Source organism: Pseudomonas sp. B8(2017), from assembly GCF_002113575.1.
Classification (GTDB): Bacteria; Pseudomonadota; Gammaproteobacteria; order Pseudomonadales; family Pseudomonadaceae; genus Aquipseudomonas; species Aquipseudomonas putida_Z.
Genome location: NZ_NEIO01000026.1, coordinates 39,266 through 50,667, shown reverse-complemented (window position 1 = coordinate 50,667; position 11,402 = coordinate 39,266). Strand labels below are relative to the sequence as shown.

At 64.2% G+C, this 11,402-nt stretch carries 14 protein-coding genes; 5 read left to right on the top strand and 9 right to left on the bottom strand.

The features are described 5' to 3' along the window. Positions 1 to 207: 207 nt before the first annotated feature. The 3 genes from CAG22_RS24930 to CAG22_RS24920 all read right to left on the bottom strand — a co-directional run bounded on the left by CAG22_RS24930 (position 208) and on the right by CAG22_RS24920 (position 2,906). Positions 208 to 588, bottom strand: a complete 381-nt coding sequence (locus CAG22_RS24930) for a hypothetical protein (protein ID WP_085692434.1) — start codon at positions 586 to 588, stop codon at positions 208 to 210. A gap of 220 nt (positions 589 to 808) precedes the next feature. Beyond that, positions 809 to 1,996 carry an MFS transporter gene (locus CAG22_RS24925; RefSeq protein ID WP_085706370.1) on the bottom strand — a complete coding sequence of 396 codons (1,188 nt, stop codon included), beginning with the start codon at positions 1,994 to 1,996 and terminating at the stop codon, positions 809 to 811. 160 nt (positions 1,997 to 2,156) lie between these two features. After that, positions 2,157 to 2,906 (bottom strand): 3-oxoacyl-ACP reductase family protein, encoded by a 750-nt coding sequence (locus CAG22_RS24920; RefSeq protein WP_085706369.1) that lies wholly within the window; start codon positions 2,904 to 2,906, stop codon positions 2,157 to 2,159. A 118-nt stretch (positions 2,907 to 3,024) separates the two neighbouring features. Here CAG22_RS24920 and CAG22_RS24915 point away from each other — a divergent pair, with 118 nt between their 5' ends. Further along, positions 3,025 to 3,963, top strand: a complete 939-nt coding sequence (locus CAG22_RS24915; protein WP_085706368.1) for a LysR family transcriptional regulator — start codon at positions 3,025 to 3,027, stop codon at positions 3,961 to 3,963. A gap of 115 nt (positions 3,964 to 4,078) precedes the next feature. Here the strand turns inward: CAG22_RS24915 and CAG22_RS24910 are convergent, their stop codons facing one another. Further along, complete coding sequence (locus tag CAG22_RS24910; RefSeq protein WP_085590085.1) at positions 4,079 to 4,549, bottom strand: GreA/GreB family elongation factor; 471 nt, start codon at positions 4,547 to 4,549, stop codon at positions 4,079 to 4,081. Positions 4,550 to 4,551: 2 nt separating this feature from the next. Beyond that, on the bottom strand, positions 4,552 to 4,950 hold the full coding sequence (locus CAG22_RS24905; RefSeq protein ID WP_085590087.1) for a hypothetical protein: 399 nt from the start codon (positions 4,948 to 4,950) through the stop codon (positions 4,552 to 4,554). Positions 4,951 to 5,080: 130 nt separating this feature from the next. On the opposite strand from CAG22_RS24905, the gene earP reads away from it, so the two are divergent. Continuing rightward, the gene (earP, locus tag CAG22_RS24900; RefSeq protein ID WP_085706367.1) at positions 5,081 to 6,208 is read left to right on the top strand and encodes an elongation factor P maturation arginine rhamnosyltransferase EarP; all 1,128 of its coding nucleotides are present in this window, start codon (positions 5,081 to 5,083) and stop codon (positions 6,206 to 6,208) included. Positions 6,209 to 6,256: 48 nt separating this feature from the next. Next, on the top strand, positions 6,257 to 6,826 hold the full coding sequence (efp, locus tag CAG22_RS24895; RefSeq protein WP_013971530.1) for an elongation factor P: 570 nt from the start codon (positions 6,257 to 6,259) through the stop codon (positions 6,824 to 6,826). 217 nt (positions 6,827 to 7,043) lie between these two features. Here the strand turns inward: efp and CAG22_RS24890 are convergent, their stop codons facing one another. The 3 genes from CAG22_RS24890 to CAG22_RS24880 all read right to left on the bottom strand — a co-directional run bounded on the left by CAG22_RS24890 (position 7,044) and on the right by CAG22_RS24880 (position 9,081). Then, entirely contained in the window at positions 7,044 to 7,472 is a 429-nt protein-coding gene (locus CAG22_RS24890; RefSeq protein ID WP_085590091.1) for an organic hydroperoxide resistance protein, read from the bottom strand. A gap of 141 nt (positions 7,473 to 7,613) precedes the next feature. Further along, positions 7,614 to 8,069 carry a MarR family winged helix-turn-helix transcriptional regulator gene (locus CAG22_RS24885; RefSeq protein ID WP_025338178.1) on the bottom strand — a complete coding sequence of 152 codons (456 nt, stop codon included), beginning with the start codon at positions 8,067 to 8,069 and terminating at the stop codon, positions 7,614 to 7,616. A gap of 58 nt (positions 8,070 to 8,127) precedes the next feature. Further along, a complete protein-coding gene (locus CAG22_RS24880; RefSeq protein ID WP_025338179.1) occupies positions 8,128 to 9,081 on the bottom strand; it encodes a LysR family transcriptional regulator in 954 nt (317 codons plus the stop codon). Positions 9,082 to 9,195: 114 nt separating this feature from the next. Between CAG22_RS24880 and CAG22_RS24875 the strand changes: the two genes are divergently transcribed. Next, entirely contained in the window at positions 9,196 to 9,945 is a 750-nt protein-coding gene (locus tag CAG22_RS24875) for a sulfite exporter TauE/SafE family protein (protein ID WP_025338180.1), read from the top strand. A 111-nt stretch (positions 9,946 to 10,056) separates the two neighbouring features. Here the strand turns inward: CAG22_RS24875 and CAG22_RS24870 are convergent, their stop codons facing one another. Continuing rightward, positions 10,057 to 10,908, bottom strand: coding sequence for a LysR substrate-binding domain-containing protein (locus CAG22_RS24870; RefSeq protein ID WP_085706372.1), 852 nt, complete (start codon positions 10,906 to 10,908; stop codon positions 10,057 to 10,059). A gap of 96 nt (positions 10,909 to 11,004) precedes the next feature. On the opposite strand from CAG22_RS24870, the gene CAG22_RS24865 reads away from it, so the two are divergent. Beyond that, positions 11,005 to 11,223: a DUF1127 domain-containing protein gene (locus CAG22_RS24865; RefSeq protein WP_085590093.1), complete on the top strand. Its 219-nt coding sequence runs from the start codon at positions 11,005 to 11,007 to the stop codon at positions 11,221 to 11,223. The last annotated feature ends 179 nt before the right edge of the window (positions 11,224 to 11,402 follow it).

Sequence of the window (11,402 nt, the reverse complement as noted above, 5' to 3'; positions counted from 1 at the left end):
GGCATGCGGTGGGGCTCCTGGATGCGCGACACCTGTGCCGGCCTCTTCGCGGGTGAACCCGCTCCCACAGGAAAATCACTATCCTCAGGTGCAGTGATATCCCTGTGGGAGCGGGTTCACCCGCGAAGAGGCCGGCACAGGCCATGAAAAAGGCGGCATCTTACAGCCGCCTTCAACATAAAACGATCCGGGCCCTGCGATATCCAGTCAGCCTTTGCGGGCCGGCCGCCTGTGCTGCCGCCAGTTGTCATCGATCTTCGACCAGGTCTTGCCATCGGTAATGGCCATGAGCTTGCGCCCGTCCTTGAAGGTGGCCAGGAAGGTGGCTTCCTCTTCCTTGCCACCCAGCCACAGCCCGGCCAGCAACCCCACCGGCCCGGCCACCAGGGCCCCGGCCATGCCCCAGCCCAGGGCACTGCCCAGGCTACGGCTGGATTCCAGGCTGGCCAGCCGCAGCTCGCTGATGCGTGCCAGGGAAATCCGCTCGCCCGGGGAGGGGCTGCGCGGGGTCTTGAGTGTGAGCGATCCATTGCGATACTCGCCTTCGCCTTGCAAGAAATCGCCGGATTGCACCGTGAGTCTTGTCATAACGTCGTCCTGTCAGGGAAAGGGCATTGACCAGCGCCTACTGAGCGCTGCCCGGGCAGGCAAGTCAACGGCCATGCGACGGAGGGTCGTGCGGTGCATTGTCGCCATGGCTGATGGCCTCTTCGCGGGCACGCCCGCTCCCACAGGTACATCACATGCTTCATGCCAGTGACAAACGTGTGGGAGCGGGCGTGCCCGCGAAGAATCCAACAAAGATTTTTCAGGCCGCTTGCAAAGCGTTCCTGCGCTTGCGCTCGGCCAAACCCCACGCCAGCAACGCCAGCCCGCCAATCACCAACCCGGCCACCACAATCCCCATCCAGCCCTGGCGCTGGAACAACTGCGTGCCCAGCAACGACCCCAATGCCCCGCCAATGAAGTAGCAGGTGATATACCCGGCATTCAGCCGCGTGCGCGCCTCGGGCCGCAGGGCAATCACCGCGTTCTGGTTGCTCACGTGCACCAGTTGCACTGCCAGGTCGAGCATCAGCACGCCCAGCAGCAAGGCCAGCAACGATTGCTCGGCAAAGCCCAGCGGCACCCACGACAGCAGCAATACCACCAGGCCCACGGTGGTGCCCAGCGAACCCTTGCCACGGTCGGCCAGGCGCCCGGCCCAGTTGGCCGACAGCGCACCCGCTGCACCGGCCAGGCCGAACAGGCCTATCACCGCGTCCGAATAGTGGTACGGGCCTTTCGCCAGCAGGAACGCCAGTGGCGTCCAGAACAGCGCGAACAGGCTGAATGCCAGCAGGCCGAGCAGCGAGCGCAGGCGCAGCACCGGTTCTTCGACGAACAGGCGGAACACCGAGCCGATCAGCGCCGGGTATTTCAGCCCGGCATGGCTGTGGTGTTGCGGCAGGCTGCGGTACAGCGCCACGGCGGTGATGGCCATCAGCACTGCAGCCAGCACGTAGATGCTGCGCCAGCCACCCAGTTCGGCCATGAACCCGGCGGCGGTACGTGCCAGCAGGATGCCCAGCAGCAACCCGCTCATCAACGTGCCGACCGCGCGCCCGCGCTGGTGTGGCTCGCTGAGGGTCGCGGCCATGGGCACGAGGATCTGCGCCACCACCGAGAACAGCCCGGTCAGCGCCGTACCAAGGATCAGCCAGGGCAGGCTCGGTGCGCAGGCGCTGATGATCAGGCCCAGGGTGGAAATGGCGGTCATCACGGTGATCAGCCGGCGCTGCTCGAACAGGTCGCCCAGCGGCGCCAGCAGCAACAGGCCGGCGCCATAGCTCAGTTGCGCGGCAATGACGATGCTGCCGGCACTGGCGGTGCTCAGGCCGAACTGCTGGGCGATGCTGTGCAGCAGTGGTTGCGCATAGTAGTTGCTGGCCACGGCCAGGCCGGTGGCGGTGGCCATCAGCAGGATCAGGGCGCGGCTGAGCGTGGGGGTATTCATGGGGTTCTCGAGGCAGACGGGAGGTAGGAGCGGGGTCAACCTGTGCCGGCCCCTTCGCGGGCTTGCCCGCTCCCACAGGATTATCACAGGGTTTGAGGCCGGTGGGATACCTGTGGGACCGGGCGCGCCCGCGAAGAGGCCAGCACAGGCAACCCTTCAATCAGGCAGCAAACCCGCCATCGACCGTCAGGCTGGCCCCAGTGACATACCCCGCCTCAGGCCCCGCCAGGTAAGCCACGAAGCTGGCAATCTCATCCGCCTCGCCATAACGCCCGATCGCCATCAGCGGGATCAGGCTGTCAGCGAACTCGCCGCTGGCCGGGTTCATGTCGGTATCCACCGGCCCTGGCTGCACGTTGTTCACGGTAATGCCTTTCGGCCCCAGGTCACGGGCCATGCCGCGGGTCAGGCCGACCAGCGCCGATTTGCTCATGGCATAGGGGGCGCCGCCGGCAAACGGCATGCGTTCGGCATTGGTGCTGCCAATGTTGATGATGCGCCCACCTTGGCCCATGTAGCGTGCCGCGGCCTGGCTGGCGACGAATACGCTGCGCACGTTCACCGCCAGCATGTGGTCGAAGTCGGCCAGGTCGAATTCGGTCACCGGTGCTACCGCCAGCACACCGGCGTTGTTGACCAGGATATCCAGCCGGCCGAGGGCCTTCACAGTGTCATCCACGGCCAGTTGCACGGCCGCCGCGTCGGCGCTGTCGGCCCGCAGGGCCAGGGCCTTGCCGCCGTTTTCGGTAATTTCCTCAGCCAGCGCCTGCGCCGGGCCGGCGGAGCTGACATAGGTGAAGGCCACCTGTGCGCCTTCGCGGGCCAGGCGTCGCACGATGGCTGCACCGATGCCGCGGGAACCGCCCTGTACCAGGGCTACTTTGCCTTCGAGGGTGTGTTGCTTGGACATGCTGATCTCCTGCTGGAAGCCAGGCCGGAATGCCTTGGATGGGCGCAGTATCGGCGCTTGATTACCTGCTGATAAGATGGCAATCACTATCAGCAGAGTAAACCTTTGGTTGCCAATCATGGCCATGGAATCGTTCAACGCGTTGGAATGCTTCATCCGCAGTGCCGAAGTCGGCAGCTTTGCCGAGGCCGCCAGGCGCCTCAGCATTACCCCGGCTGCCGTGGGCAAGCATGTTGCCCAGCTGGAAGCGCGCCTGGGGGTGCGGTTGTTCCAGCGTAGTACCCGCAAGCTGACCCTGACCGAGGCCGGGCAGCGATTTCTGGGGGAGGTCAGTGACAGCTTCCGCACCATCCAGTACGCCGTGGCCAACCTGGCCAGCAGCGAAGGCCAGCCGGCCGGGTTGTTGCGGGTGAGCATGGGTACGGTGTTCGGGCGCTTGTATGTGTTGCCATTGCTGGCCGAGTTCCTGCGTCGCTACCCGGCCATTACCCCGGACTGGCATTTCGACAACCGCCAGGTCGACCTGATCGGCCAGGGCTTCGATGCGGCGATTGGTGGTGGCTTCGATCTGCCGCCGGGGGTGGTGGCGCGCAAGCTGACCCCGGCGCACCGGGTGCTGGTGGCGGCGCCGGCGTACTTGGGCCGGCACGCGCCGATTGACGACCCGCAGGTATTGCAACGGCATGACGGTATCCTGATCCGCTCGCCGCAGACCGGGCGGGTGCGCTCATGGCCGTTGACCAGCCGTTGGCAGGTGCAGCAGCCATTGCAGTTGCGCCAGACGATGACCATGAGCGATTCGGATGCGGCTTGCGCGGTGGCCGAGCAGGGCTTGGGGATTGCCTTGGTGAGCCTGCCGTTTGCCGTGCCGTACCTGGAGGGCGGGCGGCTGCGGCGGGTGCTGCCGGACTGGTACGTGGACGATGGGCATATCAGCCTGTATTTCGCCGAGCACAAGCTGTTGCCGGGCAAGACCCGGGCGTTTATCGACTTCGTGGTGGAGCAGTTCGAAGAGCAGGGGTTGGCGCGGCGGTTCGATGCCTTGCAAACCCTTTAGAAGTGTATTGCCTGTAGCGGCCCTATCGCCGGCAAGCCAGCTCCCACAGGTACAGCGACAACCCCGAGATCAACGCTGCACCCGTGGGAGCCGGCTTGCCGGCGATAGGGCCGGTTCAGACAACATCGACTATGAACAATGCCTGTGCCCCCAGGCTCACCTCATCATCAACCTTCCTGCCGATCAACTGCTGCCCCAGCGGCGAGCGCGGGGTAATCACCGTCACCAGCCCATCCCCCTCGCCAATCTTCAACCCCGCCGCCTCAGGCCCGAGGAACAGTCGGCGCTGCCCGCCATCTTCATCCTCCAGCGTTACCAGGTTGCTCACCTGCACCCCGCGTGCCGGGTCGTAATCGCGCAGCAGCAGTTGCTGGTAGGTCACCAGCGCCTTGCGGATCTCGGCGCTGCGGCGGGCTTGGCCGGTAGCCAGGTACGAGGCTTCCAGGCCCAGGGTGTCGTACTTGTTCTCGGCGATGTTCTCTTCGGCAGTGGCGGCTTCGTACGCCGTTTGCGCCGCGCGGGTCAGCACATCCAGGTCATGCTCGAGGGTGGCGACGATCTGCGCCAGCAGGCTGGGCTTGTCCATGGTCAGTAACAGAACTCCAGCACGTTGGCCTGGCTTTTGTCGGTGGGCGCGGTGCGGTTCTGCTGCAGCCAGAACTGGCACTTGGGGCTGTTGAGGTTGCGCGGGTTGCCCTGGGCGGCCTCGGCGGCCTGTTGCAGCTCCTGCTTGTGCAGGATGTCCTTGTAGCGTTCGAACATTTCCGCCTGGGCATCCGCCGCAGGGGCTGGCGCTGGCGGCGCGGCAGGCCGGTACGCGGCGGGGGCCACGGCCTGGGCCAGTGGCTGTACCTGCTGTGGCCACAGTTGCAGGGCCAGCCACAGGCTGGCGGCGATCGCCACGGCGCCCAGCCACAGGCCAAAGGCAACGCACGCGATCAACGGCAGCGGCTTGAGGGTGATCTTCAGTTCACGGTGGCGCGGCATGGCAGCCTCCTGGCAGGGTGTTCGGGGTGCATTGTCGCATGCGCCTGGGCATTTTTCCGTGCAGGTGCTTTTGTCAGCGACAATTTATGCGCAGAATGCGCGGTTTTTCCGCTGGGCGAGGGCAGGGCACATGAAAGCCACCTGGGACATCTTCTGCAGCGTCGTCGACAACTACGGCGATATAGGCGTGACCTGGCGCCTGGCCCGGCAGCTGGTGGCCGAGCACGGCCTGGCAGTGCGCCTGTGGGTGGATGACCTCAATGCGTTCACGCCCATGTGCCCCGGGGCCGATGCCACCGCCCCGCAGCAGTGGCAACACGGTGTGGAAGTGCGCCAGTGGCCGGTGACCTGGTTGCCGGTGGCGCCGGCTGATGTGGTAATCGGTGCCTTCGCCTGCCAGTTGCCAGTAGCTTATGTAGAGGCAATGCGCGCTCGCGCCACGCCGCCGCTGTGGTTGAACCTCGAATACCTCAGTGCCGAGGACTGGGTGGAGGGCTGCCATGGCTTGCCTTCGCCGCAGCCCAATGGCTTGCGCAAGGTGTTTTTCTTTCCCGGCTTTACCGAAAAGACCGGTGGCCTGCTGCGCGAGGGCTCGCTGCTGGCGCGGCGTGATGCGTTCCAGCAAGGGGCACGGCAGGCCTTCTTGCAGGGGCTTGGCGTAAACCCTGAAGCGGGGACATTGCTGATTTCCCTGTTCGCCTACGAAAACCCGCAACTGGGCAACTGGCTTGATGCCCTGGCCTCAGGCGAGCAACCTTGCCACCTGCTGGTGCCGCAAGGGCGCGTTGTCGCGGGGCTCGGCCACTGGCTTGGCGAGGCGGCCCTGCAAGTGGGCAGCGTGCGCAAGCGAGGGGCGCTGACCGTGCAGGTGCTACCTTTCGTCAGCCAGGACGACTACGACCGGTTGCTGTGGAGCTGTGATTTCAATGCCGTGCGCGGCGAAGATTCGTTCGTGCGCGCGCAGTGGGCCGGGCAGCCGATGCTGTGGCACATCTACGTGCAGGACGAGAATGCCCATTGGGAAAAGCTCGAAGCGTTTCTCGCGCATTATCGACACGGGTTGTCAGGCGATGCCGATGCCGCCCTGCTTGGCCTGTGGCGTGCCTGGAACATGGACCGCGACATGGGTCAGGCCTGGCAGGCGGCCCGCCAGCACTGGCCGGAACTGCAGCAGCATGCCCGGCTTTGGGCAGCGCGACAGGCCGCTCAGCCGGACCTTGCCACAGCGCTAGTACACTTTTACCGAAATTCGCTATGATACGCGGCCTCGATTTTTATAAATCCATCCAGATTCGGATACTTCGTAATGAAAACTGGTAAAGAACTGAAACCCGGTACCGTCCTGCGGATCGACAACGACCCGTGGCTGGTTCAAAAAGCTGAGTTCACCAAGTCGGGCCGTAACAGCGCGATCATGAAGACCAAGCTGAAGAACCTGCTGACCGGCTACAAGACCGAAACCGTCTACGGTGCAGACGACAAGCTGGACGACGTGATCCTGGATCGCAAAGAAGCGACCCTGTCGTTCATCAACGGTGACGAATACACCTTCATGGACACCACCGACTACACCATGTACGAACTGAACGCCGAGGACATCGAAGCCGTTCTGCCGTACATCGAAGAAGGCATGGAAGACGTCTGCGAAGCCGTGTTCTTCGAAGGCCGCCTGGTATCGGTTGAACTGCCGACCACCATCAGCCGCCAGGTTGTCTACACCGAGAACGCTGCACGCGGCGACACCTCGGGCAAGGTCATGAAGCCTGCCAAGCTGAAGAACGGTACCGAGATCTCGGTTGCCGACTTCATCCAGATCGACGAGTGGATCGATATCGACACTCGCGACAACAGCTTCAAAGGCCGTTCCAAGAAGTAATCCTTCTTGTGAAACGCAAAAAACCCGGCCTTGGCCGGGTTTTTTCATGCCTGCATTTTTGCAGTTCTCGATGCTTGCTCTTGCTCTCGCTCTTGCTTTTGTGGGAGCGGCCTTGTGTCGCGAAAGGGCCGCAAAGCGGCCCCGGCGATCTCAAGGTGTCCCCGAGATTCCGGGGCCGCTTCGCGCCCCATCGCGACGCAAGGCCGCTCCCACAGCCTTACACGGTCACGTGCAGGCGCACATCCACATTGCCGCGGGTGGCGTTGGAGTACGGGCACACCTTGTGCGCCTTTTCCACCAGCGCTTCAGCATCGGCCTGGGCCAGGCCCGGCAGGTTGATGTGCAGGTCGATATCCAGGCCGAAACCACCTGGAATCTGGCCGATGCCCACCTTCGCGGTGATCGAGGCGTCCGCCGGCAGGGCTTTTTTCTCCTGCCCGGCCACGAACTTCAGGGCACCGATGAAGCACGCCGAGTAACCGGCGGCGAACATCTGCTCGGGGTTGGTGCCGTCACCGCCTGCGCCGCCCAGTTCCTTGGGGGTGCTCAGGCTGACCACCAGCTTGCCGTCGCTGGAACGGGACTTGCCGTCGCGCCCACCGGTGGAGGTAGCTTCTGCGATGTACAGCGGAGTGACCTTTTGCATCTTGAGCCTCGCTAATGTGCTGTGCGCTCCCCGTCTGGAGGAAGGCGCGGGTTGGTGTGGGATTTAAATTAGCGCGCAATTAGTTAGCGCGCAAGATAAATCGTCACCGCTCATCCGAACGGCCATTGCACAGCATAGCTGTCAGAGGGTTTTCTGCAGGTTCTCGCGCAGCGCCAGCAGGTCGGCCTGCAGCTGTTGCAACTGTTCCAGGCTGCGTCCGCTGGCCTTGAGGATGCACTGCGGCACTTCTTTGGCCTGCTGCTGCAAGGCGCGGCCCTTGTCGGTCAGCTGCACCAGTACCACCCGTTCGTCCTCGCGGCTGCGGTTGCGCTGCAGCAGGCCTTCGCTTTCCAGGCGCTTGAGCAGGGGGGTCAGCGAGCCGGGGTCGGTGAGCAGGTGCTGGCTGATCTCGCCTACGGTCAGGCCGTCGTGCTCCCACAGCACGAGCATGGCCAGGTACTGCGGGTAGGTCAGGCCCAGGGCCTGCAGCAGCGGTTTGTAGACCTTGGTCATCAGCAACGAGGTGGAGTGCAGGGCGAAACAGACCTGGTTGTCCAGCAGCAGCTCGTCACAGGAGGCTTGGGTGTTGGCGTTCATGCAGGTCCTTGAAGGTAATCAATGGGAAAGTCTGGCACGCGGATCGTTAGTGCGCGCTTTATTCGCGCAGTTCACTGCGCAAGGCCAGGTCCCAGGGTGGAATCGGGCTGAAGCGGCTCTTGAGAAATTCGAGCAGCAAACGACTGCGAGAGTTCGTTTCATGTTCCAGGCGAAGCGCGTAGATACCGCTGGTTTCCGCTTGGGGCAAGCCACCGTCGCAAAACAAAGGTATCAGCTCGCCACGCAGCAGGTATTCACTGATCAGCCAAGTGGGCAGGTGGGCTATGCCTAAACCGGCGAGGGCACCGAACAGCAGGGTTTCGGCGTTGTTGGCGGCCATGCGCATGCGTGAGGGGCGGTACAGGCGGGTTTGCCCGGCCACGTTGAAACGCCAGGCGAATGGCGGCGCCAGGCCGTCCCAGTCCAGGCCGTCGTGCCCGGGCAGTTCGCTGGGGCAGGTGGGCATGCCGCGGCTGGCCAGGTAGGCCGGGCTGGCGCAGGCGATGCGCACCATGTAGGCCAATGGCGTGGCGACCAGCCGGGTGTCGGCCAGGGGGCCGGCGCGCAGCACCAGGTCGACCTCGCCCAGGTGGCTGCCATGCAGGTCGACGAAGCTGTCGATCAGGCGCAGTTGCACATCAAGGCCCGGGTAGGCGACCAGGAAATCGGCGATGGCCGGGGCCAGGTGGCGGCGGCCGAATGCGGCGGGGGCGTCGATGCGGATCAGGCCTTCGGGGGCATTGCTCAGCGACACCGCTTCGGCGCGGGCCAGGCGCAGCTCCTCGATGATGCGCCTGGCCCGTTCGGCAAAGGCGTTGCCTGCAGGTGTGGCGCGCACGGCGTGGGTGCTGCGGGTGAACAGGCGGCTGCCCACGGCGCTTTCCAGGTTGTCGATGCGCCGGGCCACGGCAGACGGGGTCAGCGGGTGGCGGCGGGCGGCGGCAGAAAAACTGCCGGTTTCCAGCACATCGAGGAACAGGCTTAGCTGGTCGGTCAGGGTATCGGGGCTCATGGCTGCCTTGCTTTTGCGAAAAACGCACAGCCATTGTGCGCTGCTGTGCGTTTCCCCGCCAGCCCGCAATCGTTAGCATGCTCGCATTATGTGTAAAGGCGGATGAGGCCCCTGATGATCGAGTGGTTGTTGTATATCGTGCTGGGCGCAGCCCTGGGGACCATGGGTGGCCTGTTCGGCATTGGCGGCGGGCTGATCGCGATTCCGGCGCTGGGCGTGCTGTTCGGCCTGGACCAGCAACTGGCGCAAGGCACGGCGCTGGTGATGGTAGTGCCCAATGTGCTGCTGGCGCTGTGGCGTTATCACCAGCGTAACCGCATCGAGCTGCGCCATGCGGTGCCGTTGTCGCTGTGCAGTTTCGTGTTCGCCTGGTTGGGGTCGATCTGGGCGGTGGGGCTGGATGCGCAATCCATGCGCCTGGGCTTTGTCGGCTTCCTGGTGGCCCTGGCGGTGTGGAACGTGGCGCGGATGTTCATGAAGGTGACGCCGCCCAGCGCCGAGTTGCGCTATGCCTGGCCGTGGCTGGGTGTACTGGGCAGCTTTGCCGGCACCATGGGCGGCTTGTTCGGGGTGGGTGGGGCCGTGGTGGCCACGCCGATCCTGACCAGTGTGTTCGGTACCACCCAGGTGGTGGCGCAGGGGCTGTCGCTGGCGCTGGCGGCGCCGAGTACCTTGGTAACCCTGGTGACCTATGGGGTGCACCACAGTGTTGACTGGGGGGTGGGGGTTCCATTGGCGGTGGGCGGCCTGTTGAGTATCAGCTGGGGGGTGAAATTGGCCCATGCGTTGCCGGAGAAGGTGTTGCGGGCGATGTTCTGTGTGTTTTTGGTGGGGTGTGCGGTGATGCTCGGGTTCGAGCTTTGAGATTTTGGGGCCGCTTTGCGGCCCATCGCGACACAAGGCCGCTCCTACAGGGGATCGCGTGCCCTTGTAGGAGCGGCCTTGTGTCGCGATGGGCTGCGCAGCAGCCCCGGCTCACTTGAACCCTTCGACAATGTAGTCGGCCATGCAGTCGGTAATCGGCGAAGGGTTCTGGGTACTGCGCACCAGCATCACATTGGCCATCGGCAACTGCGGCAACCCTTCGCTCTCGCCCAGAATGCGGATATTCCCGCCAATCAGGCTCTGCAACTGTGCGGTCACCGCCAACCCAGCGGTGACGATGGCGAAGATCGCTGCCAGGCTCGGGCTGGTATAGGCGATGCGGTAGTCGATGCCCTGGGCCTCCAGGGCATTGCAGGTCCAGGCCCGGCAGAAGCAGTCGGTGTTGAACAAGGCTACCGGCATGGGGCGTTGCTCCTGCGGGCAGAAGCCTTCCGCGGCGGCCCAGACCAGGCGTTCCTGGCGCAGCAACTGGCCAATCTCGTTACCCGGCTCACGGGTGACGATGGTCAGGTCCAGGTCCTGGCGCAGCATCAGTTGTTTGGAGGAGTCGCAATGCACCTCCACCTGCACCAGCGGGTAGGCTTGGGCAAAGCTCGAGAGGATGGTCGGCAGGAAACGCATGGCATAGTCGTCCGGCGTACCGATGCGTACGATCCCGACCATGTGCGGCATGCGCAGGGTGTTGAACACTTCCCCATGCAACTTGAGGATGCGCCGCGCATAGCCGAGCAGCACCTGGCCTTCGGCGGTCAGGCGCACCTGGCGGCCGTCGCGCTCGAACAGCTGGCGCTGCAGAATGTCTTCTTCCAGGCGTTTCATCTGCATGCTCACCGCCGACTGGGTGCGGTTGACCACCTCGCCGGCGCGGGTGAAGCCGCCCTGCTCGGCGATGGCCACGAAGGTGCGCAATACGTCCGCATCGAGGCTCTGGTACTGGGACATTGCATCAATCTCCGAGATGCATGGCATCAGAAACATTCGTTGGATTGATCTTATGCCTGGCAGGAGACTGGAGCCATCAACACGGAGGGCTTCACGATGAAAGGTCATGTCAGCAGCATCCAGCAACCTGCCTTTTCCCTGAACCACCTGTGGCATACTGCCCTGCAGCGCCCGGCGCGCTGGCTGCAGCTGTACCGCCAGCGCCAGGAACTGGCCAGCCTGAGTGATGCGACCCTGCACGACCTGGGGTTGAGCCGGGCGGATATCCAGCAGGAGGCCGAGCGGCATTTTTGGGATGACCCGCTGAGTAAGTGATGCCAAGCGTGGCAGCAGCTCTTGCTCTTGCTCGTTTCGGCTTTTGCTTTTGCTTCTAAGCGCGCGACAGTTCAGGCGCCGCCGATTGCGACTTCAGGAGGCCGAGCGGAGGGGCTGCGGAGGGAGGTGACGGGCATGGATGCCCGTCAAGCGCTGAGGCCCCATGGATGGGGCCTGCA